Source organism: Nocardia sp. NPDC006982 (genome assembly GCF_042869435.1).
In the GTDB taxonomy this organism is placed as follows: Bacteria; Actinomycetota; Actinomycetes; order Mycobacteriales; family Mycobacteriaceae; genus Nocardia.
The window spans coordinates 629,079-653,149 of record NZ_JBIAFV010000005.1 but is presented as its reverse complement, the minus strand read 5'-3'; the positions used below and the strand labels follow the sequence as shown (position 1 = coordinate 653,149).

Annotated in this window: 21 protein-coding genes and 1 tRNA gene; 16 read left to right on the top strand and 6 right to left on the bottom strand. The window is 65.7% G+C overall.

Translation table 11 applies throughout. The features are described from left to right. The first annotated feature begins 85 nt into the window (after positions 1 to 85). The 3 genes from ACFYOW_RS23745 (at position 86) to ACFYOW_RS23735 (ending at position 1,850) form a co-directional block, all read left to right on the top strand. Positions 86 to 460 carry a VOC family protein gene (locus ACFYOW_RS23745; RefSeq protein WP_387291234.1) on the top strand — a complete coding sequence of 125 codons (375 nt, stop codon included), beginning with the start codon at positions 86 to 88 and terminating at the stop codon, positions 458 to 460. Positions 461 to 611: 151 nt separating this feature from the next. After that, positions 612 to 1,091 carry a DUF4383 domain-containing protein gene (locus tag ACFYOW_RS23740; protein WP_387291231.1) on the top strand — a complete coding sequence of 160 codons (480 nt, stop codon included), beginning with the start codon at positions 612 to 614 and terminating at the stop codon, positions 1,089 to 1,091. A 150-nt stretch (positions 1,092 to 1,241) separates the two neighbouring features. Beyond that, entirely contained in the window at positions 1,242 to 1,850 is a 609-nt protein-coding gene (locus ACFYOW_RS23735) for a hypothetical protein (RefSeq protein WP_387291229.1), read from the top strand. A 13-nt stretch (positions 1,851 to 1,863) separates the two neighbouring features. Here ACFYOW_RS23735 and ACFYOW_RS23730 read toward each other — a convergent pair whose 3' ends face one another. Beyond that, positions 1,864 to 2,445: a hypothetical protein gene (locus ACFYOW_RS23730; protein ID WP_387291227.1), complete on the bottom strand. Its 582-nt coding sequence runs from the start codon at positions 2,443 to 2,445 to the stop codon at positions 1,864 to 1,866. Positions 2,446 to 2,533: 88 nt separating this feature from the next. After that, positions 2,534 to 3,484 carry an FAD-dependent oxidoreductase gene (locus tag ACFYOW_RS23725; RefSeq protein WP_387291225.1) on the bottom strand — a complete coding sequence of 317 codons (951 nt, stop codon included), beginning with the start codon at positions 3,482 to 3,484 and terminating at the stop codon, positions 2,534 to 2,536. An 84-nt stretch (positions 3,485 to 3,568) separates the two neighbouring features. Between ACFYOW_RS23725 and ACFYOW_RS23720 the strand changes: the two genes are divergently transcribed. Beyond that, positions 3,569 to 4,993: an amino acid permease gene (locus tag ACFYOW_RS23720; protein ID WP_387291223.1), complete on the top strand. Its 1,425-nt coding sequence runs from the start codon at positions 3,569 to 3,571 to the stop codon at positions 4,991 to 4,993. A gap of 280 nt (positions 4,994 to 5,273) precedes the next feature. Here the strand turns inward: ACFYOW_RS23720 and ACFYOW_RS23715 are convergent. After that, positions 5,274 to 5,347, bottom strand: a tRNA-Arg gene (locus tag ACFYOW_RS23715). A gap of 222 nt (positions 5,348 to 5,569) precedes the next feature. On the opposite strand from ACFYOW_RS23715, the gene ACFYOW_RS23710 reads away from it, so the two are divergent. The 7 genes from ACFYOW_RS23710 (at position 5,570) to ACFYOW_RS23680 (ending at position 18,156) form a co-directional block, all read left to right on the top strand. Then, the gene (locus tag ACFYOW_RS23710; protein WP_387291221.1) at positions 5,570 to 7,609 is read left to right on the top strand and encodes a cytochrome c oxidase assembly protein; all 2,040 of its coding nucleotides are present in this window, start codon (positions 5,570 to 5,572) and stop codon (positions 7,607 to 7,609) included. A 20-nt stretch (positions 7,610 to 7,629) separates the two neighbouring features. Continuing rightward, on the top strand, positions 7,630 to 8,598 hold the full coding sequence (locus tag ACFYOW_RS23705) for a threonine/serine dehydratase (protein ID WP_387291219.1): 969 nt from the start codon (positions 7,630 to 7,632) through the stop codon (positions 8,596 to 8,598). A 157-nt stretch (positions 8,599 to 8,755) separates the two neighbouring features. After that, on the top strand, positions 8,756 to 9,283 hold the full coding sequence (locus ACFYOW_RS23700; RefSeq protein WP_387291217.1) for a single-stranded DNA-binding protein: 528 nt from the start codon (positions 8,756 to 8,758) through the stop codon (positions 9,281 to 9,283). Positions 9,284 to 9,360: 77 nt separating this feature from the next. Then, positions 9,361 to 11,037 carry an energy-dependent translational throttle protein EttA gene (gene ettA, locus ACFYOW_RS23695; RefSeq protein ID WP_387291215.1) on the top strand — a complete coding sequence of 559 codons (1,677 nt, stop codon included), beginning with the start codon at positions 9,361 to 9,363 and terminating at the stop codon, positions 11,035 to 11,037. A 918-nt stretch (positions 11,038 to 11,955) separates the two neighbouring features. Continuing rightward, complete coding sequence (locus ACFYOW_RS23690) at positions 11,956 to 16,893, top strand: NAD-glutamate dehydrogenase (RefSeq protein ID WP_387291213.1); 4,938 nt, start codon at positions 11,956 to 11,958, stop codon at positions 16,891 to 16,893. Between the two features lie 92 nt (positions 16,894 to 16,985). After that, positions 16,986 to 17,357, top strand: coding sequence for an acyl-CoA thioesterase (locus ACFYOW_RS23685; protein ID WP_387291436.1), 372 nt, complete (start codon positions 16,986 to 16,988; stop codon positions 17,355 to 17,357). Between the two features lie 133 nt (positions 17,358 to 17,490). Further along, a complete protein-coding gene (locus ACFYOW_RS23680) occupies positions 17,491 to 18,156 on the top strand; it encodes a hypothetical protein (protein ID WP_387291211.1) in 666 nt (221 codons plus the stop codon). 171 nt (positions 18,157 to 18,327) lie between these two features. On the opposite strand, the gene ACFYOW_RS23675 is transcribed toward ACFYOW_RS23680, so the two are convergent. Both ACFYOW_RS23675 and ACFYOW_RS23670 read right to left on the bottom strand, forming a co-directional pair. Continuing rightward, positions 18,328 to 18,648, bottom strand: a complete 321-nt coding sequence (locus tag ACFYOW_RS23675) for an AzlD domain-containing protein (protein ID WP_387291209.1) — start codon at positions 18,646 to 18,648, stop codon at positions 18,328 to 18,330. Continuing rightward, a complete protein-coding gene (locus tag ACFYOW_RS23670; RefSeq protein ID WP_387291206.1) occupies positions 18,645 to 19,337 on the bottom strand; it encodes an AzlC family ABC transporter permease in 693 nt (230 codons plus the stop codon). The genes ACFYOW_RS23675 and ACFYOW_RS23670 overlap by 4 nt, the downstream gene beginning before the upstream one ends. Positions 19,338 to 19,416: 79 nt before the next feature. Here ACFYOW_RS23670 and ACFYOW_RS23665 point away from each other — a divergent pair, with 79 nt between their 5' ends. Then, entirely contained in the window at positions 19,417 to 19,977 is a 561-nt protein-coding gene (locus ACFYOW_RS23665) for a helix-turn-helix domain-containing protein (protein WP_387291204.1), read from the top strand. A 133-nt stretch (positions 19,978 to 20,110) separates the two neighbouring features. On the opposite strand, the gene ACFYOW_RS23660 is transcribed toward ACFYOW_RS23665, so the two are convergent. Next, positions 20,111 to 20,818, bottom strand: coding sequence for an HNH endonuclease (locus ACFYOW_RS23660; RefSeq protein WP_387291434.1), 708 nt, complete (start codon positions 20,816 to 20,818; stop codon positions 20,111 to 20,113). 189 nt (positions 20,819 to 21,007) lie between these two features. Here ACFYOW_RS23660 and ACFYOW_RS23655 point away from each other — a divergent pair, with 189 nt between their 5' ends. From ACFYOW_RS23655 to ACFYOW_RS23640, 4 genes are all read left to right on the top strand, one after another. After that, the gene (locus ACFYOW_RS23655) at positions 21,008 to 21,412 is read left to right on the top strand and encodes a globin (protein ID WP_327101990.1); all 405 of its coding nucleotides are present in this window, start codon (positions 21,008 to 21,010) and stop codon (positions 21,410 to 21,412) included. Positions 21,413 to 21,546: 134 nt separating this feature from the next. Beyond that, complete coding sequence (locus ACFYOW_RS23650) at positions 21,547 to 23,151, top strand: glycoside hydrolase family 13 protein (RefSeq protein ID WP_387291202.1); 1,605 nt, start codon at positions 21,547 to 21,549, stop codon at positions 23,149 to 23,151. Positions 23,152 to 23,290: 139 nt separating this feature from the next. Continuing rightward, the gene (locus tag ACFYOW_RS23645; protein ID WP_387291200.1) at positions 23,291 to 23,566 is read left to right on the top strand and encodes a hypothetical protein; all 276 of its coding nucleotides are present in this window, start codon (positions 23,291 to 23,293) and stop codon (positions 23,564 to 23,566) included. Further along, positions 23,553 to 24,017 (top strand): DUF5130 domain-containing protein, encoded by a 465-nt coding sequence (locus ACFYOW_RS23640; protein WP_387291198.1) that lies wholly within the window; start codon positions 23,553 to 23,555, stop codon positions 24,015 to 24,017. Before ACFYOW_RS23645 ends, ACFYOW_RS23640 begins: the two co-directional genes overlap by 14 nt. Positions 24,018 to 24,071 lie beyond the last annotated feature (54 nt).

The following is a 24,071-nucleotide window of genomic DNA, read 5'->3' as shown; positions in this document are numbered from 1 at the left end:
AGATTCCGCCCTTGCCACCGCAGGCGGATTCGAATGTCCGCGCGCGGGTAGGCGATGAGCATTTCCGCGACATACAGGAGGTCGAATGATGACCGAAGGCACGGTTGGAAGTCTGCGCAGTGTCGTGCTGGATTGCCCGGATCCGCCGAAGCTGGCCGAGTTCTATGCCCGGCTGCTCGGCGCCGAACCGACCGATGCGCGGGATGACACCTGGGTCGTCATCGAAGAACCCGGCGGCAGGCGCTTGGCGTTCCAATACGCGCCGCAGTATCGACCACCGCGCTTCCCGGATCCGGAAGCGTCCCAGCAGGTGCATTTCGATGTGCTGGTGGACGAGATCGAAGCGGCCGAGCCGAAAGCGCTCGCGCTCGGCGCGCGCTTGGTGCAGACCAACGACGACAAGCAGTTCCGTGTCTATGCCGATCCCGTCGGACACACCTTCTGCCTCATTTGGCTGTAAGGGCGGTCTATGCGCTGGACCTGTGGGTTTTTCGTTTGTCTACACAGCGCGCGGGTATGACTCAGGCGACTGCCGCAAACTGGCAGTCATGGAGATCAGTCGCACGAAACGGGCGCCTACTCGGACGCCTGGTTCGGGAGAGGCAGTCACCATGGCCGCGCATCACGCGCAAACCCCAGCCGCGCATTGGACGCCGCTGCGCATCGCGGCGTCGGCGGTCGGCGCGGTGTTCCTGGTGGTCGGCGTGTTCGGCTTCATACCGGGCATCACCACGAATTACGACAGCATGGAATGGGCCGGACACAGCTCCGACGCCCAACTCCTCGGGTTGTTCAACGTCTCGATCCTGCACAACATCGTCCACCTGGTGTTCGGCGTAGCCGGCTTGCTGGCATCGCGCACAGCGCTCGCGTCCCGGGCGTTCCTGCTCGGCGGCGGCATCATCTACCTGGTGCTGTGGTTGTACGGGTTGGTCATCGACCAGCACAACGATGCGAACTTCGTCCCGGTGAACACCGCCGACAACTGGCTGCACTTCGCCCTCGGCGTCGGCATGCTCGCCGTCGGGGCGGCGCTCGGGTGGTCGGGCAGCAGAAGCGTAACCGGGTCGCCGCGTCCGTCGATTCGATAGGTATGAGCCGATGAAGCCAGCTCGGACGTGCGCCGAGCGGGGGTTTGTCCCGGTTCCGGGCTTCCGCCGGTGCATCAATTGGCGACTCGGGGGAATGCCCGGGGTAGGAGTCGCGGTTGCTCGCGGGCTCCGCCGTAGGAGGTGATGGAGGTGTCGGAGTCGCCGACGTGGCCGGTGCGGAGCTGGCGGATGCAGCCCTGGAATCCCAGTCCGCTGATGCGGGTCTCCGATCGGGTGGAGGGGGTCGTCCGCATTCTCGCCGTCCTGGTACTGCTGATCGCGGTACCGACCGCCGCGGCGGCCGGTACCGCGGCCTATAGCTCGGCATCCGAACGGATCCACACCGAAAACGCGACGAAAATCGTTGTGACAGGGACCATTGTCGGTACCCCCGCCCGGGTCGCCGCACCCGTCGCGGACCGCAACGGAACGGTGCGCGATCACTTCGAGGCACAGGTGTCCTGGACCCACGACGGTAAGTCCGGCACCGCGACCGTCGGTGTCCCCGATGCCGCCGAAACCGGCCGGCCCGCCCCCGTCTGGCTGGGCCCGGACGGAACGCCGACCACCCCTCCCGAACGGTCCAGTGCCGCCGCCGTGCACGGTATCGGTGTCGGGGTCGCCGTTCTACTCGAAATCTGGTGCGGCGCAGCAGCAGTCGTCTGGTCCACTACGTGGGCGCTGAACCATCGCCGCCATATCCGATTGGACCGGGAGTGGCGTCAATTCAGCCACCCCACAGGTCAGGGCAGCCAATGAGGGGCTGTGGTGATCACTTGCTCAGGGCCTTGCCGCCGTTCGGAGCCACTGCGAACCAGGTTCCGCCGACACCTTGCCCGAGCAGATCACCCGGCTTGCTGTCTTTCGAGAAGTAGTACACCGGCCAGCCGCCGACGGTGATTTGGCATGTGCCGTCGGCACGTTCGATGAATCCGACGAGCTGGGGATCGACGCCCGCGGCATAGAGCACCTGGTCGCGGGTCACGGTCAGCGGCGGCCAGGTCACGGCGCACTGCCCGGAGCAGTTGGATACCGAAGGTGTTGCCGTATCTTTGTCGAACCGGTACAGCGACCGGCCCGATCCGTCCGAAACATACTGTCCGACGGCAGGATTGCTGGTCACCCGGAGCTGTACCGCCTTCGCGGTACCGGCCGGGGCGGTGCCGTCGTAGATCTTCAGCCAGCCTTGCGTTTTCGCTACCGCGGGAGCCTGTCCCGCGACGGTGGCCGCAGTCGTTTGTGCCACCGCCTCGGCCCCCTTCTCGCCACCGCAGGCGCTCAGCAGACCCGCGAGAACGACGGCGGCGGCCGCGACCGGCACGGCGACACGCTGAAAACGTTTGGCTGAACTCATCTTTCGAACCCTTCGTCGCAATTCGACGATGCGCGGATCGCAACTCGTCCCCCGTACTACGAGCCAACGCGACCACTGGTTCAACCGCTCACAGCGTATCGATGAGCGCCGACACCTCACGGGCGCAACCGTGGGCGATGGTGATGCCGGAGCCGCCGTGGCCGTAGTTGTGGACCACGGGAACCGATGACGCGTCGGCCTGGGCGATCTCCAAGCGGACTTCGGCGCGACCCGGGCGCAGTCCGACGACTGTTTCGATAACCTCCGCACCGGTCAGTTGCGGTACGAGATCCCGGCATCGGCGCAGGATCGACTGTGTCAGTTGCGGATCGGGCGTGCGATCCCATGCGCCCGTCTCCAATGAGCCACCGAGAATGCAGTCGTGGGTGCGGGGATGGACATAGGCTCGTCCAAGGGGATGTGCTTCGTCACGTACCGACACCGAGATGCCCGGATTGGTAATGCGCACGATCTGGCCGCGGATCGGGTAGACCTCGGCATCATCTGCCAGCGGACCGGCACGCAGACCCGCGCAGTTCACGATGACATCGGGCGCCAGATCGTCGAGCTCGTCCAGACTCCCGATCGTTCGCCGAAGCCAGTAAGCGCCCGCCTCACGAACCTGAGATGCCAACCACGGCAAGAAGATCGGCATCTCGAGCAGCGGAACGGCGAACCGGAACCCGAATCGGTAGTGCGGCGGGAGTTCGTCCGGCCGAGCTTGCCGGAACGCTCGGACGGCCTCGGACCAGGACGGTGTCGCTGGTTCGTCGCGATAGACGGCGAGGGATTCACACATGCGCGCGCCAGGAGTACCGGCTCGCGCGAGTCGTTCCAGATGGGCGAACGTGTTGACGCTCCAGGCGGCAACGCGATCGGTCGGCCCGGCCGCGGTGGGGAACCATACCGCGGCGGCCAGAAACGATGTCGTCGAGTCGATGGGCTCCGCGCTCACTACCACGACATGGTGCCCGCCGCGCAGCAGCTCGAATGCCGTTGACAGGCCGACGATTCCGGATCCGACTACTACCGCTCGCACGGCGATTATATTACCACCATTGAGCGTACCGCTATTTGACGATACATTACTCAACGATACGATCCGGCGAGCGTGGGAGGCACTGTGGCTGACGTATTGCACGACGAGGACGTCGGGTATCAGAAGAGTCTCCGCCCGCGTCAGTTACAGATGATCGCGATCGGCGGAGCCATCGGGACCGGGCTGTTCCTCGGTGCGGGTGGTCGGTTGGCCAGTGCCGGTCCGGGGTTGGTTCTGGTGTACGCCGTATGTGGAGTGTTCGTCTTCTTCGTGCTCCGCGCGCTGGGCGAGCTGGTATTGCACCGTCCGTCGTCGGGGTCGTTCGTCTCCTACGCCCGCGAGTTCTACGGCGAGAAACTCGCGTATGCGGTCGGCTGGATGTATTTCTTCCACTGGTGCATGAGCGGCATCGTGGACATCACCGCCATCGCCACCTATGTCCACTACTGGTCGGCCTTCGGCGCGATTCCGCAATGGGTCATCGCGCTGATCGCGCTGGCCGTGGTGGTGGCGATCAATCTGGTCTCGGTGCGCTGGTTCGGTGAGCTGGAATTCTGGGCCGCGCTGATCAAAGTTATTGCGCTGGTGAGCTTTCTGGTGATCGGCACGGTATTTCTCGTCGGCCGCTTCCGGATCGCGGGCGAAAGTACCGGGCCCGGTGTCCTGCGGGATCACGGCGGACTGTTCCCAACCGGGTTGCTGCCGTTGGTCGTCGTCACGACCGGTGTCGTATTCGCCTACTCCGCGGTGGAATTGGTGGGCACCGCCGCCGGGGAGGCGGAGAATCCCGAGAAGATCATGCCGCGCGCCATCAACTCGGTGATCGCACGCATCGCCGTGTTCTATGTCGGTTCGCTGGTGCTGCTCAGCCTGCTGCTGCCCTACACCGCCTTCCGTGCGGGGCAGAGTCCGTTCGTCACGTTCTTCGCCAAAATCGGTGTGGAGGGCGCGGATTCCGTCATGAATCTGGTCGTACTGACGGCGGCATTCTCCAGCCTCAATGCGGGCCTGTACTCGACGGGCCGAATCCTGCGCTCCATGTCGATGAGCGGCAGCGCCCCCGCCCGCGCCGCCAAGCTGTCGGCGAACGGGGTTCCCTACGTTGGCATTCTGGCCACCGGTGCGATCGCCCTGACCGGGGTCGGACTCAATGCGGTAGTCCCCGAGCAGGCTTACGAGATCGTGCTGAACATGTCGGCCCTCGGCGTAATCACCGCCTGGGCGGCAATCGTCCTGTGCCAATTACAACTCTGGCGCCGGTGGCGCGACGGCCGCGCGACCCGCCCCACCTTCCGCCTGATCGGCACCCCCTACACCGGCATCGCCACCCTGGTCTTCCTCGCCGGTGTAGTAGCGCTGATGGCCAGCAGCGGAAGCGCCGAACAGCGCAGCGCAATCGTCGCCGTACCGTTGATCATGGTTCCGGTCCTGGTCGGTGGCTGGTTCCTCAGGCGGCGTACCACGAGTGCGCCAGTCCAGACGGCGGCGGACTCCGAATCGTCTCAATAGAAACGCCGGTCGGATCACGGGAGTCGCTGAAGAACTCTGATTTTCCCCGTTTAAGGGGTGCTCTGGGGTGGTATCTATCCCACGGCAGGCCGTGACCTCTGCATACTTCGGGCTATTCGGACGGGAATCGGTCACACACGTGACAACTGAATCGGTGAGTTCCTAGGTGTTGACTCGGGGACGAGCCCTCGAACTTGGATCCGCGGACGGTCGACAGAGGTTGAGACGACGTACGCGGTACCCGTCTGCCCGCATAAACGCGAACGGACGGGCTGCGCGGCGCCCCCGGCAGGAATCGAACCTGCGACCTAGGGATTAGAAGGCCCTTGCTCTATCCAACTGAGCTACGGAGGCAGTGGGTTCCACCATGGCCGACATTGGCCGTGCTGTCCAGCGCGCCAAGTATAGCGACCGTCCAGATGGCTAGGTTCTTAGCCTCAGCAACATTTCAGCCACCTACGGTGTGCGGGCCAAGCGAGTCGCGGCATGATCGACATCGCACCTCCGATCCGTTAGCCACCATATCGGCCCAAACCCCGCCGGGCCACGCAATAAGGGCCGACTACGCTCAGTGCCATGTCGTCACCGCAGGACCTGTCCGTCACACCCGAGCTCGAAACGGGTAAGCCGGGCTCCGGGGCGACCTTCGCGACATTGACGGTGCTGGCCGGTGCCATCGCTGCGGTGGTCGCCGCGATGATCGTCGGACTGTCGGCGGCGCAGGCGCTGAGTCTGCTCGGCATTCCCGATCCGGGACCGCTGACCACCTACGGCTTGCCCGCGGTGCGCGCACTCGCCGATCTGTCCGCGGCGCTGACGGTCGGCTCGCTGTTGCTCGCCGCATTCCTGGTGCCGCCGCAGGCCGATGGGCTCCTCGATATCGGCGGCTATCGGGCGGTGCGGCGCGCCTCGAACTTCGCGTTGACCTGGGCGTGTTGTGCAGCACTCCTCATACCGCTGACGGTGTCGGACACCACCGGGCAGCCGGTCGGGCAGATCTGGCGGCCGGAGCAGCTATGGCGCGCGATCGACCAAGTGGAGCTGGCGCAGGCCTGGCGTACGACGGTGGTGTTCGCGCTGATCGTCGCGGTGGGTTGCCGGCTCGCACTGCGTTGGGGCTGGACCCCGGTGCTGTTCGGCGGCGCGATCGTGACCATGATGCCGCTGGCCCTTACCGGGCATTCCTCCGCGGGTGGCGCGCACGATCTAGCCACGAACAGTCTGATCCTGCACCTGGTTTCGGCCGCGGTATGGGTCGGCGGATTGTTCGCGGTGCTCGCGCACGCGCTGCGCGGCGGCGCGCACACCGATGTCGCGGCCAGGCGGTTCTCGCTCACCGCCACCATCGCCTTCGTCGTGATCGGCGTCAGCGGTGTGATCAATTCCTGGGTGCGCGTGCCGTGGAGCGACCTGTTCACCACCACCTACGGCCGACTCGTGATCGCCAAGGCCTGTGCACTCGCAGTGCTCGGCGTGTTCGGATATCTGCAGCGCCGCGCCGGCCTCCCCGCGCTCGCGGCGAATCCGCGTGACCGCGCCGCGCTCATCCGATTCGGTGGGCTGGAGGTGCTGATCTTCGCGGCCACGATGGGTCTGGCCGTCGGGTTGGGGCGGACGCCGCCACCGCCGCCGACCAGTGTGCCGACACCGGCCGAGGTGGAACTCGGCTACAACCTCGACGGTCCGCCGACGGCCTCGCGAATACTGTTCGACTGGCGCTTCGATTTGATCTTCGGCACGCTGGCCATCGTGCTTGCCGTGCTGTATCTGCTGGGGGTGCGGCGGTTGCGTGCGCGCGGCGATGCCTGGCCGGTCGGGCGGACCATCGCGTGGTTGTCGGCCTGCGCAATCCTGCTTTTCGCCACCTCGTCGGGGGTCGGGCGGTACTCGCCCGCAGTCTTCAGCGTGCACATGGGACAGCACATGGCGCTATCGATGCTTGCGCCGATTCTGTTCGCGCTCGGCGGTGCGGTCACCCTGGCGCTGCGGGCGTTGCCTGCGGCCGGGCGCGGCGGCGTTCCCGGGCCGCGGGAGTGGATTCTGGCCGCAGTGCATAATCCGGTCTCGCGTTTTCTGACCCATCCGATCGTCGCATCGGTGATCTTCGTCGGCGGGTTCTACGCCCTGTACATGGGCGGTATCTACGACTCGTTCGTGGACTCGCACGCGGCGCATCTGATGATGAATCTGCATTTCCTGCTCAGCGGCTACCTGTTCTATTGGGTGGTTATCGGGATCGACCCCAAGCCGCGCCAGGTGCAGCCGCTGACCAAGCTGGGCATGGTGTTCGGGTCCCTGCCCTTCCACGCCTTCTTCGGCATCGCGCTGATGAGCATGACCACCGTGATGGGCGGATGGTTCTTCCGCAGTCTTGCCCTCGGCTGGAACAGTGACCTGCTCGGTGATCAGCGCACCGGCGGTAGCCTGGCGTGGGCCAGCGGTGAGGTGCCGTTGGTCGTGGTGATGTTGGCGCTGCTCATCCAGTGGTCGCGCAGCGATGCGAAACTCGCGAAACGGACCGACCGGGCCGCCGATCGCGATCACGACGCGGAGCTGGCCGCCCACAATGCCATGTTCGCCGAACTGGCCAAACGTGATCGAGGAATACGTCATTGAGCTCCCATCGAGGTGCAAGCGTGAGTGAGCGGAGTGCCGCGGTGGTCGAGAACAGGCACGCCCGACGGGTATATCGATCCGACGTGCGGGCAGCCCGCAGACGGCTGGCCGGCCAGGTACGCAAGACGCCGGTATTCCATACCTCGATCATCGGACCGACCGGGCCGGTTCCGGTCACGCTGAAACTCGAGTACCTGCAGCACGGTGGGACATTCAAGGTGCGCGGCAGCTTCAATGCACTGCTGGAGTCCCCGGCTCAGGTCGACCACGTGGTCATCGCCTCCGGTGGGAACGCCGGGATCGCGGCCGCGCTGGCCGCGGCTCGTCTCAGCAAGACGTGCACGGTGGTGGTTCCGGAGTCGGCGCCGCATACCAAGGTGGCCGCGATGTGGTCCTACGGCGCCGAAGTGCTGTGGCACGGAACGACTTACGCGGAGGCCTACAGGTACGCGACCGAACTCGCCGAAGAGCGGGGGGCGCTGCAGCTGCACGCCTACGACCTGCCTGCCGTGGTCGCCGGTGCGGGTGTCGTCGGGCTGGAGTTGGAGGAGCAGGTGCGCGGGCGGCCGCCGGTGCTGGTCGCGGTCGGTGGCGGCGGGTTGGTCGCCGGGATCGCCGCGGCGTTGGGGCGTCGCCAGCAGGTGGTCGGGGTCGAACCGGAGGGCATTCCGACGCTGAACGCCGCGCTGCAAGCGGACCGTCCGGTGGATGTGAACGTCCGCAGCATCGCGGCGGATTCCTTGGGCGCCAATCGAATCGGGGATATCGCGCTGGATGTCGCGCGACGCTATGAAGTCCGGTCGCTGCTGGTGACCGATGACGCCATTTCGACCGCTCGCGAATATCTGTGGCGCGAGTTCCGTGTCGTGGTGGAACTTGCCGGGGCGACGGCATTGGCCGCCGTGCAGAGCGGCGCGTATGTGCCTGCCGAGGGTGAGCGGCCGGTGATCGTGCTGTGTGGCGCCAATACCGATCTGGCGGTGCTCTAACTCGCTCGGGGATTTTGAAGCGACGACTGTCCACATGTGGCGAGGTTGTCCACATTCGGGAATCGGGTCGGCCGGAGGGGGCGCGGAGCCGTCAGGCTGAAAGGGCATCTCGGTGAGGGACCCGGGAGCCGGACGGATCGAAATGTAAAGGGGCGGAATGATGTACGAATCGATGGTTACCGTGATCGGGACCGTGGTGACCCATCCGGTCAAGCGCGATCTGACCAATGGCGAGCAGGTGGTGAGCTTCCGGATGGCGAGTAATTCCCGGCGGTTCAATCCGGAGACGGGTGAATGGGTCGACAGCGGGACCCTCTACCTCACCGTCAGCTGCTGGCGTCGTCTGGTGGTCGGTGTCGACGCCTCGTTGCGGCGCGGCGATCCGGTCATCGCCTACGGTCAGCTGCGTACCCACGAGTTCCGGGCCAGGGATGGTGTGGAGCGGCGCGATGTCGAGATGCGCGCCACCTCGATCGGGCCGGACCTGTCGCGCTGCACCGCACACGTGGTTCGGCGCGCGGTTTCGGGCGCGGCGTCGGGACCCAGTACCCTGGCACGGAATAGTTGTGACCGATCCAGCGCTGATGACCGTGCACGCGTCGATGGGGAGGGACCGGGGGAGGACGCGACGTCCCTGACTTCCGCACCGCCCCGGCTCGCGGATACCGAGCCCGCCGACGCTTGACCGCAGGCCGGATACCCCCGGCGACAGTGGTGGCTCTGCTGCATTCCATCCATACCCACACCGATAGGCTTCTCTGTATGGCTGAGTTCATCTACCAAATGAAGAAGGTTCGCAAGGCGCACGGCGACAAGGTCGTGCTCGACGATGTCACCTTGAACTTCCTTCCCGGCGCGAAGATCGGCGTCGTCGGCCCCAATGGCGCGGGTAAATCCAGCGTGCTGAAGATCATGGCCGGACTGGACCAGCCGAACAACGGAGACGCCTTCCTTTCGCCGGGTGCCACGGTGGGCATCCTGCAGCAGGAGCCGCCGCTGAACGAGGAGAAGACGGTCCGCGGCAATGTCGAGGAGGGCCTCGGCGAGGTCAAGGTGAAGCTGGATCGCTTCAACGAGATCGCCGAACTCATGGCCACCGACTACTCCGATGAGCTCATGGACGAAATGGGCAAGCTGCAGGAGTACCTCGATCACGCCGATGCCTGGGATGTCGACTCCCAGCTCGAGCAGGCCATGGACGCGCTGCGCTGCCCGCCGCCGGACGAGCCGGTCACCAACCTCTCCGGTGGTGAGCGCCGCCGCGTCGCCCTGTGCAAGCTGCTGCTCAGCAAGCCCGACCTGCTGCTGCTCGACGAACCGACCAACCACCTCGACGCCGAGAGCGTGCTGTGGCTCGAGCAGCACCTGGCCTCCTACCAGGGCGCCGTCCTCGCCGTCACACACGACCGGTACTTCCTCGACAATGTCGCCGAGTGGATCCTCGAACTCGACCGCGGCCGCGCCTACCCCTACGAGGGCAACTACTCCACCTACCTGGAGAAGAAGGCCCAGCGTCTCGAGGTTCAGGGCAAGAAGGATCAGAAGCTGCAGAAGCGGCTCAAGGAGGAGCTGGCCTGGGTGCGTTCCGGCGCCAAGGCCCGCCAGGCCAAGAACAAGGCCCGCCTCGGCCGGTACGAGGAGATGGCTGCCGAGGCCGAGAAGCACAGGAAGTTGGACTTCGAGGAGATCCAGATCCCGGCGGGTCCGCGCCTGGGCAGTGTGGTCGTCGAGGTCGCGCATCTGGACAAGGGCTTCGGCGATCGTCAGCTCATCAAGGATCTGTCGTTCACCTTGCCGCGCAACGGCATTGTCGGTGTCATCGGCCCGAACGGTGTCGGTAAGACCACGCTGTTCAAGACGATCGTCGGGCTCGAGTCGCCCGACAGCGGTGAGGTGAAGGTCGGCGAGACCGTCAAGCTGAGCTACGTCGACCAGAACCGCGCTGGCATCGATCCGAAGAAGAACGTCTGGCAGGTCGTTTCCGACGGGTTGGACTTCATCGAGGTCGGCAACCAGGAGATGCCCTCGCGCGCCTACGTCAGCGCGTTCGGCTTCAAGGGTCCGGATCAGCAGAAGCCGGCCGGGGTGCTCTCCGGTGGTGAGCGCAACCGCCTGAACCTGGCGCTCACCCTCAAGCAGGGCGGCAACCTGATCCTGCTCGACGAGCCGACCAACGACCTCGACGTGGAAACGCTGGGTTCACTGGAGAACGCACTCGAACAGTTCCCGGGCTGCGCCGTGGTCATCTCTCACGACCGCTGGTTCCTCGACCGCACCTGCACCCACATCCTGGCGTGGGAGGGTGACACCGACAACGAGGCCAAGTGGTTCTGGTTCGAGGGCAACTTCGAGGCATACGAGGCCAACAAGATCGAGCGCCTCGGCCCGGAGGCGGCCCGCCCCCACCGGGTGACGCACCGCAAGCTCACCCGCGACTGAGTCCGGCGTCCGGCGGGGCGGTTGCTGTGTGCACTGCCCCGCCGGATCGGCTTTGCGGCGGCCCGACGCTCGTCCTCGCGAGGCTCTCGAGGCCGCCCTCCTCCGCATCCCGCAATGTGGTGAGTCGAAACAACCATGTTTCGACCGGGCAAAGCGGCAGATGCCTCCGGTTTCGCCCGCTGGGCTCGATAGGAAACCTACCGGCTGGCGGGCCGAACTCGACTGGCTCCGGGGCGGGGCGTCGGTTCCGCGGCAACAGATCATCCGGGACTTCGGTAAGTCTCGTGCGAAAGCGTTGAGCGACATCAAAAACCTTGTCCCGCAACGTCTTCGGGCGGAAACCCAGCCGATAGCGCCAGGACGCCGCCTGGAAGTGGGCCAAGCGCGTGAGACGGGATTTCGACCAGAACCGCGACGCGAGAGCCGAGCACCGTCTCCTGCTGTTCGACCGCACCTGTGTGAGAACTGTGGACACACATCCCCGCGGGACAAGAACTCCGCACACGTAGTACCGAATCCCCCGCCTCGAGGCGGACGAGGAATCAAATCTGTGCATGACGATGTCGAGCGGTCATTCTGTCGAAGGAATTGCGGCCAACACGCGCCGCACGGTGTCTCCACCGAAGGAAATACGGTCGACACACGCCCTTCCAAAGATCTGACTATGGTGGGGAACGTGCATGTGCAGGCGCAGTCCGGGCATTGGGTCGCTACCACCGCGATTGCGTCTACCTGACGTTGCCGGTCCGATCGGGAGCTGTGCCGGGACCATGACCTCGGCAATCAAGCGGCGAACGCTGCGGTATCGGTGAACACCCTGCATTTAGAAGGGAATTCACCCACGCGTCAGCACGGCACAGCTACTCTCGGACCGGCGTCACTTTGTTGCGGAACCGAATCCGAGGAGTTGGCGAAAAAATGACGGTCTCGTCCGAATTGTCCAGCGCGGCGTGGGCCGCGAGTTTGCCGCAGTCGCTGCGCGGCGAACTCGCAACCCTCGAGGAGGCGTATTTCCGCCACGTCGACGCGGGCGATGTGGACTGTGCGATCACCGGGATCACTCAGATCTTCCGGCGGCATATGGAACTCGCGATGACTCGCCCCGTCGGGCGGGCACTGGTGCGGGTCTACCACCCCGACGACGGCTCCGGCCTGGGCGCCGCGGTGCAATTGGTCACCGACGATATGTCGCTGCTAGTGGAGTCGATCACCTCGTCGCTGAGCCGGATGGGCGTCAGCGTGAGCGAGGTGATCCACCCGATCTTCGAGGTGACGCGCGATCCGGACGGCCGGCTGACCAGCGCCGCACCGCACGAGGTCGACAGCAACGGCACCGACGGCGTGCGCGAATCGTGGATGCACCTGCAACTGCACCCGTCGACCAGTCCGGCCTTGCTGGGCCGGATCGAGCAGTCCATACCGGACGTCGTCGCGGATGTGCGTCAGGTCATCGGTGACACCGAGGCCATCAAACAGGTGCAGAGCAACCTGGCCGATGAACTGGAGGTGGCGGCGAAATCCGGCCACGCGCCGTTCTCCGCCACCGATCTCGTCGATACCGCGAATCTGTTGCGCTGGTTGGCCAGTGGCAATTTCACCGTGCTCGGCTATGCCCGCTACCGGCTCAGCACCGATCAGGAACAGACGATCTCGAACCCGCTGCCCGGCACCTGCCTCGGCGTGCTGCGCCCGGATGTCGGCACCGACTTCCATGTGCCGATCAACGCCGGCGACCGCCAGCTGCTCATGCTCACCCAGGGCCTGGTGCCCGCCACCGTGCACCGCTCGGTGTACCCGTACTTCATCGGCGTCGCCGACTTCGACGAGTCCGGCACGATCGTCGGCGAGCATCTGTTCATCGGTGTCTTCACGGTGACCGCGGTGCATGAGAACGTCCTGGATATCCCGGTGATCGCGCGCCGGGTGCGTTCGGTGATCGAGGAGAGCGGCTTCGATCTGGATTCGTTCTCCGGACAGGCCATGCTCGAGGTCATCCAGTCGTTCCCGCGCACCGAATTGTTCTCCTCCGATGTCGATACCATGCGTCGCACCGCGACCGCGGTGCTGAATGTCGGTCTGCGCCGACAGGTTCGGCTGTTCCTGCGCTCGGACGGCTACGGCCGGTTCGTCGCCTGCCTGGTTTATCTGCCTCGGGATCGCTACACCACGCGGGTGCGCTTGGAGATGCAGGAAATCCTGGTGCGCGAACTGGGCGGTGTCTCCATCGACTACTCCGCGCGGGTCAGCGAAAGTGAGCTGGCCAGTGTGTATTTCACGGTGCGCATGCCGGAGTCCGAGCTCGGGGTGCCGCGCGAATCGATGGCCCAGGCCGACACCTCCGAGGCCAATCGGCTGCGCATCCAGAACCTGCTCGCCGAGGCGACGAACACCTGGGACGACCGCCTCAACGATGCGGTGAGCACCTCGACCGTGCTGGATCCCGGGGTGGTGCAGCGCTACGCCGAGGCATTTCCGGAGGCGTACAAACAGGATTTCGCCGCGCAGCGCGCACTGGCCGATGTGGTCCGGCTGGAGCGGCTCGCTTCGGGTTCCATCGACCAATACCTGTATCGCCGCGCAGATTCGGTGCCGGGTTCCTGGCGGTTCACGCTCTACATCGGCGGCAGCGGCATCTCGTTGAGCCAGGTGTTGCCGGTGCTGCAGAGCCTCGGTGTCGAGGTGGTCGACGAGCGGCCGTATCAGATTCTCTTGGATCCGGTGCTCGGCGATGACGGCGGGGAACGCTGGATCTACGACTTCGGCTTGCTGGCTCGCCCGGAACTGCTGCGCAGTTCGCTGGACCGGGATCTGGACGCCGAGCTGCTGGAGTCTTCGGCGAGAGCCGATGCACTGGAATCGGAGGAGCGTGGGCTGCACGACCGTTTCACCGAGGCCTTCGAAGCGGTTTGGTTCGGGCGTGGCGAAGCCGACGGGCTCAATGAACTCGTGCTGCGCGCCCGGCTGACATGGCGGACAGTATCGATCTTGCGGATGTACGCGAAGTACCTGCAGCAGGCCGACTTCCCGTACAGCCAGGCGAATATCACCCGCGTGCTGCTCGCCTACCCGGATATCGCGCGGCTGTTCGTCGATCTGTTCGCGGCGCGGTTCGATCCGGATACCGAATCGGCCGAGCACGCCGCCGAATTGGAAACCCGGGTCCGTGGCCGCATCGATGAGGTCGTCAGCTTGGACGCCGACCGGATCCTGCGTGCGATCCTGTCGCTGGTCAAGGCGACGCTGCGGACGAACTACTACGTAACCGATGCCAAGGGCAATTCGCGCGGATACATCTCGGTGAAGGTGGAACCGCGCGAGATCGCCGAATTGCCCAAGCCGCGGCCGCAATTCGAGATCTTCGTGTACTCACCTCGGGTGGAGGGCGTGCATCTGCGCTTCGGTCCGGTGGCGCGTGGCGGGTTGCGCTGGTCGGACCGTCTGGAGGATTTCCGCACCGAGATCCTGGGCCTGGTGAAGGCGCAGGCGGTGAAGAACGCGGTGATCGTGCCGGTCGGTGCCAAGGGCGGATTCGTGGTGAAGCAGCCGCCCGCCGCCACCGGTGATCCGACCGCGGATCGGCAGGCGCTCGGCGCGGAAGGGGTCGAATGCTATCGGACCTTCATCTCCGGTCTGCTCGATGTCACCGACAATGTCGACCGCGCGACCGGTGCGGTACTGCCGCCCGAGCGGGTGATCCGCCGCGACGGCGATGACACCTACCTGGTGGTGGCCGCCGATAAGGGCACGGCGACCTTCTCCGATATCGCCAACGATGTGGCCCAGCGCTACGGCTTCTGGCTCGGTGACGCATTCGCCTCCGGTGGTTCTGCGGGTTACGACCACAAGGCGATGGGCATTACCGCCAAGGGCGCCTGGGAGAGCGTGAAGCGCCACTTCCAGGAGATGGATATCGACACGCAGACAACCGATTTCACCGTGGTCGGGGTCGGCGATATGAGCGGCGATGTCTTCGGCAACGGCATGCTGCTGTCCGAGCACATCCGCTTGGTCGCGGCCTTCGACCACCGGCACATCTTCCTGGACCCGAACCCGGATGCGGCTACCTCGTTCCGGGAGCGGCAGCGCATGTTCGCACTGCCGCGCTCGTCGTGGGCCGATTACGACACCTCGCTGATCAGTACCGGCGGTGGCGTCTGGGATCGCACCGTGAAGTCGGTGCCGATCAGCCCGCAAGCGCGAAAGGCATTGGGGCTGGCCGATGATGTGGTCGCGCTGTCACCGCCGGAGTTGGTGCGGGCGATTCTGCTCGCGCCGGTGCAGCTGCTGTGGAACGGCGGCATCGGCACCTACATCAAGGCGAGTACCGAGACCAATGCCGAGGTCGGCGACAAGTCCAATGACACGGTGCGGGTAAATGGAAATCAGCTGCGGGTCAAGGTGATCGGCGAGGGCGGCAATCTGGGTGCTACCGCGCTCGGCCGAATCGAGTTCTGCCGCAACGGCGGCAAGATGAACACCGACGCACTGGACAACTCCGCCGGTGTCGACTGCTCCGACCACGAGGTCAATATCAAGGTGCTGCTCGACGGCGTGGTCAGCGCGGGGGCACTGCCCGAGGCCGAACGCAATCCGCTGCTCGCCTCGATGACCGATGAGGTCGCCCGGATGGTGTTGCAGGACAACGTCTCCCAGAACTTCCTGATGGGCATTTCGCGGGCCGAGGCGCCCCGGATGCTGAATGTGCACCAGCGGCTCATCGAAGATCTGGAGGGGCGTCGCGGGGTGGATCGCGAGCTGGAGGCGCTGCCCTCGGAGGCGGAGATCAAGCGCAGGCTCGAAGAGGGCACGGGTCTGGCGTCGCCGGAATTGTCCAATCTCATGGCGCACGTGAAGCTTTCGCTCAAGGCCGACCTGCTCGAGACCGATCTGCCGGATATCGCGTACTTCGCCACCCGGCTGCCGGAGTACTTCCCGACACCGCTGCGCGAGCGTTTCGGCACCGCCATCAAGCGGCACCGACTGCGTCGCGAGATCACCACCACGGTAGTGGTGAACGAGATGGTCGACTACAGCGGCATTACCTACGCCCATCGGCTGAACGAGGAGATCGGCGCCAGCTCGTCCGATGCCGTGCGCGCATTCGCGGCGGCCAGCGAGATCTTCGATCTGCACGATATGTGGGCGCGGATCCGGGCCACCGATGCCGCTGTGTCGGTGCGCGACGAACTCGAGCTGGAAACCAAGCGGACGTTGGACCGCGCCTCGCGTTGGTTGCTGAGCAACCGTCCGCAGCCGATCGCCGTCGGCGCGGAGATCAATCGGTACAGCCGGGGCGTGCGGGAACTCGCCCCGAAGGTGCCCGGCTGGCTGCGCGGACATCACGTCTCGACACTGACCGATCAGTCCGCCGAAGTGATCGCCCGCGGCGCGCCGACCGACCTCGCCACCGAGGTCTTCGGGCTGCTGAATCTGTTCCCGCTGCTCGATGTGTTGGATATCGCAGATATCACCGATCGCAGCGGCGAGGAGGTCGGCTCGCTGTACTACGCGCTCAACGACCACCTCAAGATCGATTGGCTCTTGCAGGCGGTCAGCCACCTGGAACGCGGCGATCGCTGGCATGCGCTGGCGCGGCTCGCACTGCGCGACGATATGTACGGATCCCTGCGCTCGCTGACCCTCGACGTGCTCTCCGGGGGTGACCCGGAGGAGACAGCGGACGAGAAGATTGCATACTGGGAGTCGAAAAACCAGTCCCGGCTCGGGCGCGCTCGGGCAGCGCTGTCGGAGTTGTTCGAGTCCGGAACCCACGATCTCGCCACGTTGTCGGTTGCAGCGCGGCAAGTGCGAAGCATGGTGAGCGGGGTGGGCGCTCAATCGGAGGTACCGCGTTGACCAGTTCGCTCAACGGTAGTGGGAGCGCGCTCGGTGGCAGCCTGCTGCTGCCCAAGCGCTTCCACGCCAAGGTAGACGTCAGGTGGTCGGACATGGACGTGTTCCAGCACGTCAACCATGCCCGCATGGTGACACTGCTGGAGGAGGCGCGGATTCCGTGGCTGTTCGAGGACGGCCGCCCGACCGCGCCGTTGCGCGAGGGCTGCGTGCTGGCGGACCTTCGGGTCCGCTACCGCGGCCAGCTGCGCCACGAGGACACCCCGCTCGATATCGCCATGTGGATCGAGCAGCTGCGTGCGGTCGACTTCACCATCGGTTACGAGGTCCGGGCCAATGGCGCGGCCCCGGACTCGCCGGCCGCGGTGATCGCCTCCACTCAGATCGCGGCCTTCGATATGCGTACGCAGCGCCTGCGTCGGCTCACCGATAGCGAACGTGATTACCTCTCCGAGTGGAAAGGCTGACCGCAGCGCGAATCGACTCGGCGAGAGTCGGTGGCAGTGCCGGCGGGCGTCATGGGCTCGATCGCAGGCAGTGGTGGAATGGTCGTGTGGTGATTGCTGAATCCAGTTGCGGCGCAAAGATGGTGGCGTGCTGATGTCGGGGCAGCGGGTGCTCGATGTTTCCGATCCGGCCGAGCGTGAGAACCTGGCGACGTTTCTGACCCGGGCGACGCGCTTGGACCCCGCGGCGGTGGTGCGTATGCGCCGTCGCGGGGAACGGCACGTATCCGCATGGGTGGCAACGGGTTTCGAGGCGCTCGCGGTACGCACCGTGGTCGCCGAGCTCAGTGTCGACGATGTCACCGTCGGCGCCGATCTGGTGCTGGCCGGTTTGCCGTCCGGCAGTCCGATCGATCTCGGCTACTCGATGGATTCGGCCTGGCGCGGTGCGCTGCCGCCGGATGTCGGCTTCGAACATGTCGACGATGTGCCCGCGCGCACCCTCGTCGAACTCGCCGAACAGGGGGCGGCGCTGGCCAAGGAGCACGGCAGCAGTCACGGCCCACCCGCCTCCCTGCTGGACCAGACGGTGCTCACCGTATCGGCGGCCGAAGCTCGGGTGCAGGTGCCGATGCGCGTCGTATTCGCCCTCACCGCAATGGATTTCATTCCGCACTCCGGTGATAAGGCCGACCCTCGCCGCATCCCGCCCGCCGAGATCGTCCGCGTGCGGGCCACCAGAACTTGGTTGCGTCTCGATGCGCGCTACGGCTCGGTAGCCCGCCGCCGCGGTGGCGGCATCCCGCTCACTCCCAGCTAGGCTCCCGCGCAGCTGCTGCCGCGAATGCTGACCGGGCCGCTCGAGCGGTCCGCTGTTCCCATGAGCGGCCCGTAGTCGGCGCGGGTGTCGAAGCGCCACAGCCGCTGGTCGGTCAGATGCTCGACCAGCTCAGCGCCGGATCTCGCCGCACTCGTCTTCAACCTCCCCGAGTCAGGAAACGCCGAACAGGCGCAGGGCGGCGGTAGTGGCTGCGGCGGCCAGGATCACCACAAGCATCGGCTGGTTGCGCCAGGCTAGGAGCCCGCCGACGAGAACGCCTGCGGGGAGGGCGAATCCGAGATGGCCGGAGCCGGTGGGCAGGGTGGTGATGGCGACCATTGCGGCCAACAGCACGACCGCACCGATCTCCAGGAGCTTCGTCGCCCGCTCCGGGAAGCGGATGCGATTGCGCAGAGCCGGACCCGACGAACGGAAGGCGTAGGTTCCGGCGGACAAAGCGCCCATGGCCGCCAGCAAGACCGGTGTGCTCATACCTGCGCCACGCCCGGCTCGTCGCCGTGCTTCGAGATAGCGAAGAACAGCCCCGAAAGCGCGACCAGCACAGGCATTCCCGCGGGCAGGAACGGTGCGCTCGCCACGGCGGCACTGGCACCGATCAGTGCGGCGCGCAATGTGCCGCGTGCCCGGAGTGCGGGCATGATCAGCGACAACAGCACCGCAGGGAACACCGCGTCCAACCCGATCGCACCGGTATCGGGCACCACCGTCCCGATCAGCGCACCGATCGCCGCACCACCAGGCCACGCGATGAGCACGCCCAACCCGCTCAACCAATACGCGGCCCGCCGTCGTGCCACATCGGGCTGGGCCAGTGCCAGCGCGACGGATTCGTCGTTCATTACATGCACCCCGATGCGCCGCCGCCATCCGGTGCCGACCACGTCGGGCACCGACAGCCCGTACGGCAGATGCCGGGCATTGACCAGCAGTCCGGCCAGTACGGCCGCGATCGGGCTGCCACCGGCGGCCATGATCCCGATGAACAGGAACTCCGCACCGCCCGCGAGCACCACGACCCCGAGCACGATCGGTACCCAGAGCGGAAATCCGGAGGTGACAGCGGTCGCACCGTAGGAAACACCGATCAGCCCGACCGCGAGCAGTACCGCCGCGATGCCGGAGATTGTGTCCCGATCGAGTGTTCGCCATATCGAACGCATGTAGCTTATGATGAACATGGCGGGACGATTCGTCAATATGGTTCTCTGTTGGGCGGTCGGTTACTTGACAGGAGCGGAAATGGAGCAGCGTCCGACGACGCCACAGGCAGTGATCGCCGCTGCCCTGCGCCGCGAACGCACCCGCGCCGGGCTATCGCTCACCGAGGTCGCCAACCGCGCGGGTGTGGCGAAATCCACACTGTCTCAACTGGAATCCGGCACCGGCAATCCGAGCCTGGAGACCTTGTGGGCGCTGTGCGTCGCTCTGGATATGCCCTTCTCGCGGCTCCTCGACCCGCCGCGGCCCACTGTTCACGTCATCCGCGCGGGGGAGGGGCCGGTGGTCGCCGCCGCCGAGTCCGAGTACCGCGCAACGCTGCTGGCGGCCGGTCCGGCCAACTCCCGCCGCGATCTGTTCCGCATCACGTCCGAACCCGGGCATGCGCGCAAATCGGAGCCGCATATCCCGGGCGTGGTCGAGCACGTGCTCCTCGCCAGTGGACGCGCGCTCGTCGGCCCGATCGACGCACCCGTCGAGCTAACGCCCGGCGACTACATCGCCTATCCGGGCGACGCACCGCACGTTTTCGAGGCCCTCGAACCCGACACTTGGGCAACGCTGGTCGTCGAATACACGTGACCCTCCGACGACTTCGGACCACGCTGCATCCCGCCCAAGCCGATGCGCGAGTCCGTCGGGGCGTGCCCGCCCGTGAGCGTCAGATGCTGCGCCGTCCGCCGAGATCATGCGCGATCACCTGTGCCTGCGAGCTTCAGGCAGCGCCCTCGCCCAGATACTGCAACCACACCGGATCCAGATCGGCGGTCGTGGACAACAGCCGCCAATGCGGCCCCTTCGGCGAAACCAGCGGCGAACGCAACGTCCACCCCAGCTCGCTGAGCAGCTTGTCGGCCTTGCGGTGGTTGCACGGCGCGCAGCTGGCGACGCAGTTCTCCCAGGAATGTTCGCCGCCGCGGCTGCGCGGGATGACGTGGTCGATGGTCTCCGCCTTCCCACCGCAATAGCCGCAGCGGTAGCGGTCGCGGTGCATGAGGGCGGCACGGGTCATCGGGACGCGCGCGCGATAGGGCACGTGCACATAGCTGCGCAGCCGGATGACGGAGGGAATCGTGACGGCGGATTCGGCGGAATGCACCACCGAACCCTCGGGGTCGTGGTGGACGGTGTCGGCTTTATCGCAGATGAGAAGTACGACGGCGCGGCGCGCGGACAGTGCGGTGAGCGGCTCGTAGGTGGCATTCAGAAGCAGCACCCGGCGCTTCAACCAGCTGGCGGCCTCATTCTGGACGGGCGTGAGGTGTGGAAAGTGGTGAGCAGGCTCACCGGTGCGATGGGCACCCGGATGGTGGTCGGACAAGATGTGCAGCGGAGTAGCCCCCGACCCACGATTGTGGACGTCGGCGGGCTGGAGTTGTCGGTGCGTCCTGGCCTCATGTGATCGGCCGTGCCGCTGCTTCATGGTGACCCCGGTTTCTTCGTAATCAAGATCATGTGGTATCTCGGCAGAGACTGCCACCCAGTTGACCATGGAACGCCTGCTATTGCACGGTGATTTCGCACAATGTCGGATGAACTGTGGTTGAAGGGCCGCCCGTTCGTAACGCGGGCACAATGGACGGCGGCACATTGTCCCGATCGAGAGGACCTGATGAGTTCCGGCGAGCAGACAGCCACGTCGTTCTACGAGGCGATCGGTGGTGCGGAAACGTTCCAGCGGATCGTCGCGGCGTTCTATCGCGAGGTGGCGGCCGATGAGGTGCTGCGCCCGCTGTATCCGGAGCAAGACCTCGGGCCGGCCGAGCGGCGCCTGCGCATGTTCCTGGAGCAGTACTGGGGCGGGCCGCGCACCTATTCCGACGAACGTGGGCACCCGCGGCTGCGGATGCGGCATATGCCGTTCAAAATCGGGCCGGTGGAGCGCGACGCGTGGCTGCGCTGCATGCGCATCGGCGTGGCGGAAATCGAACCGGAAATTCTGGACGACGAACATCGCAAAGCATTGCTCGACTATTTGGAGATGGCGGCAAATTCGCTGATGAATGCGGCTTGGTGAGATCATTTCGTCGACTTCCCGGGTCAGCGCCAGGGTTTCGGCTGGGGTGATGCAACGCTGGAAATTTGCCGGATGTCGCAGAACACAGTTGAGCCTGGGCGAGTTTACCGAAAATCTTTGGCACTATTGCGGATGTGACTGATACACCTGCCGTGCCGGCGTCGGTGGATCGCACCGCTCAACCTTGGTGGCGGTCGGCCGTGTTCTACCAGGTCTATCCGAGATCCTTCGCGGACTCCGACGGTGACGGGATCGGCGATCTCGGTGGAGTTCGCGAGAAGCTCGGCTACCTCGAACTGCTCGGGGTGGACGCGCTCTGGATCTGTCCGGTGATGCGATCGCCGATGGCCGACGGCGGCTACGACGTCGCCGATCCGCGCGATATCGACGCGCTGTTCGGCGGTATGGCGGCGATGGACGAGTTGATCGCCGAGGCGCACGACCGCAATCTCAAGGTCACCATGGACCTGGTGCCGAACCACACCAGTGATCAGCATCCGTGGTTCGCCGCGGCTCTGGCCGCCGCACCCGGCAGCCATGAACGCGAGCGCTATATCTTCCGGGACGGCCGCGGACCCGACGGCGCCACGCCGCCGAACAACTGGCCGAGCATCTTCGGCGGACCCGCCTGGACCCGGATCACCGAGGCAGACGGCACCCCCGGCCAGTGGTACCTGCACATCTTCGCGCGTGAGCAACCCGATCTGAACTGGCAGAATCCCGAGGTCGCCGCCGATTTCGAGCAGACGCTGCGATTCTGGCTCGACCGCGGCGTCGACGGCTTCCGCCTCGATGTCGCGCACGGCATGGCCAAACCGGACGGACTGCCCGACATGGTGCGCGTCGATACCAAGATGCTCGTGCACGACGACAGCGACCCGCGCTTCAACAATCCCAATGTGCACGAGATCCACCGCCGCATCCGCAAGGTGCTCGACGAGTATCCGAACGCGGTCTCGATCGGCGAGGTATGGGTCGACGACAACACCCGATTCGGCGAGTACGTCCGACCGGACGAACTGCATCTGGCCTTCAATTTCCGTCTCGCCGAGACCGAATTCGCCGCCGATCCGGTGCGGGCCGCCATCGACAATTCACTCGCGGCCGTCGCGCCGGTGGGCGCCTCGCCGACCTGGACCCTGTCCAACCACGACATCGAGCGCGAGGTCACCCGCTACGGCGGCGGTCCGGTCGGGGTGGCGCGGGCGCGCGCGATGATCATGGTGGAGTTGGCGCTGCCCGGTGCTGTCTTCATCTACAACGGTGCCGAACTCGGACTGCCGAATGTGGACGATCTGCCCGAGGCGGTGCTGCAGGATCCGGTCTGGGAACGCTCCGGACATACCGAGCGCGGACGCGACGGCTGCCGGGTGCCGATTCCGTGGGAGGGCGCCACGCCGCCGTTCGGCTTCACCACGGGCGAGCACTCCTGGCTGCCGATACCGCCGGAATGGGCGTCGTCGTCGGTCGAGGCGCAGTTGGAGGCGCTTGACTCCACGCTGTCGCTGTACCGCTTGGCGATCGAATTACGCGGTGTCCGACCGGAATTCGCGGGTCCGCGGATCGAGTGGTACGGCAGTCCGTCGGGTTGCCTGGCCTTCCGGCGACCGGGTGGACTGGTCTGCGTGCTGAACGCATCCCCGGTGCCGATCTCCCTGCCGCCGGGCGATGTACTGCTCGTCAGCGCCCCACCGGTGAACGGACAGTTGCCCGCGAATGCCGCCGCCTGGCTGGTATGACCGGACAACACGAGTTCGACCAGAGCGCGAACTACTACAGGGGATCGTCTACCTTTATTCCTGTGAGTGAGCGAAGCGAGCGAACCATGTGCCAGCGCGCGATGCGCATGACGGAGCCGAGCGTCAGCGAGGCGCAGTCATGAGCATTCTCGAGACAGTGCTGATCTTCCTCGGCATCCCGCTGGTGATCTACGGCGCGATCGCCGGATTGTCGTTTCTCGGCAAGCCACTGCCCGGCGAGAAGCCGGTCCACTTCGATCTCGGTCAGAAGTGGACCCAGCCTCCCGTGCTGTGGAGTGCTACCGACGAGGTGACCGGATCGGGTCACCATGCTGAGTCGTCGCATGCGCACCATGCGGCAATCGAATCCACCGACGTGGAGCTGATCGGAGGCCGGGCAAGTGGCAAGTTCTAATTGGCCCGCGGTAGTCGAATCCGAACTGCCGCACGGTTCGGTGGTCACCAGCAGCGGCCGCGTCTCGGGTGTGCACGAGGCCGGCGCGGTGTTCAAGGAAGCCCCGTTCAGCGATGAAGAGCGGCTCACCATGGACAACGTGCTCACCGAGGCGACACGCGCGACCAAGGTGCGCTTCAACATCTACATCGGTGATCTCGGTGCGGATCCGGCCGCCGGCGCGGACGCGGTCTTCCCCGCGACCCCCGAGGCCGCGCGTTCGGTGCTCATCGCGGTTTCGCCCAATGACAAGGCCATCGAGGTGCGCTCCGGCCACGAGGTCGCCGATCGCGCCAACGACCGCGTCTGCCAGCTCGGCGTCACCGCCGCACTGAGCTCGTTCCGGCAGGGCCAGCTCATCGACGGCCTGGTCTCCGCGGTTCGCGTGATGGCCGCCGCCATCGGTCGCTGATCGTTCCACATCCGGCGCGTTCACCTCGGTTGAGGTGAACGCGCCGTTTGTGTT

Coding starts and splice junctions, on each gene's coding strand:
- ACFYOW_RS23675 (WP_387291209.1), bottom strand. CDS start 18,648: ATGAGCACACCGGTCTTGCTGGCGGCCATGGGCGCTTTGTCCGCCGGA.
- ACFYOW_RS23690 (WP_387291213.1), top strand. CDS start 11,956: ATGACGGTCTCGTCCGAATTGTCCAGCGCGGCGTGGGCCGCGAGTTTG.
- ACFYOW_RS23700 (WP_387291217.1), top strand. CDS start 8,756: ATGATGTACGAATCGATGGTTACCGTGATCGGGACCGTGGTGACCCAT.
- ACFYOW_RS23665 (WP_387291204.1), top strand. CDS start 19,417: ATGGAGCAGCGTCCGACGACGCCACAGGCAGTGATCGCCGCTGCCCTG.
- ACFYOW_RS23680 (WP_387291211.1), top strand. CDS start 17,491: ATGTCGGGGCAGCGGGTGCTCGATGTTTCCGATCCGGCCGAGCGTGAG.
- ACFYOW_RS23745 (WP_387291234.1), top strand. CDS start 86: ATGATGACCGAAGGCACGGTTGGAAGTCTGCGCAGTGTCGTGCTGGAT.
- ettA (WP_387291215.1), top strand. CDS start 9,361: ATGGCTGAGTTCATCTACCAAATGAAGAAGGTTCGCAAGGCGCACGGC.
- ACFYOW_RS23660 (WP_387291434.1), bottom strand. CDS start 20,818: ATGAAGCAGCGGCACGGCCGATCACATGAGGCCAGGACGCACCGACAA.
- ACFYOW_RS23655 (WP_327101990.1), top strand. CDS start 21,008: ATGAGTTCCGGCGAGCAGACAGCCACGTCGTTCTACGAGGCGATCGGT.
- ACFYOW_RS23670 (WP_387291206.1), bottom strand. CDS start 19,337: ATGCGTTCGATATGGCGAACACTCGATCGGGACACAATCTCCGGCATC.
- ACFYOW_RS23740 (WP_387291231.1), top strand. CDS start 612: ATGGCCGCGCATCACGCGCAAACCCCAGCCGCGCATTGGACGCCGCTG.
- ACFYOW_RS23710 (WP_387291221.1), top strand. CDS start 5,570: ATGTCGTCACCGCAGGACCTGTCCGTCACACCCGAGCTCGAAACGGGT.
- ACFYOW_RS23730 (WP_387291227.1), bottom strand. CDS start 2,445: ATGAGTTCAGCCAAACGTTTTCAGCGTGTCGCCGTGCCGGTCGCGGCC.
- ACFYOW_RS23645 (WP_387291200.1), top strand. CDS start 23,291: ATGAGCATTCTCGAGACAGTGCTGATCTTCCTCGGCATCCCGCTGGTG.
- ACFYOW_RS23685 (WP_387291436.1), top strand. CDS start 16,986: ATGGACGTGTTCCAGCACGTCAACCATGCCCGCATGGTGACACTGCTG.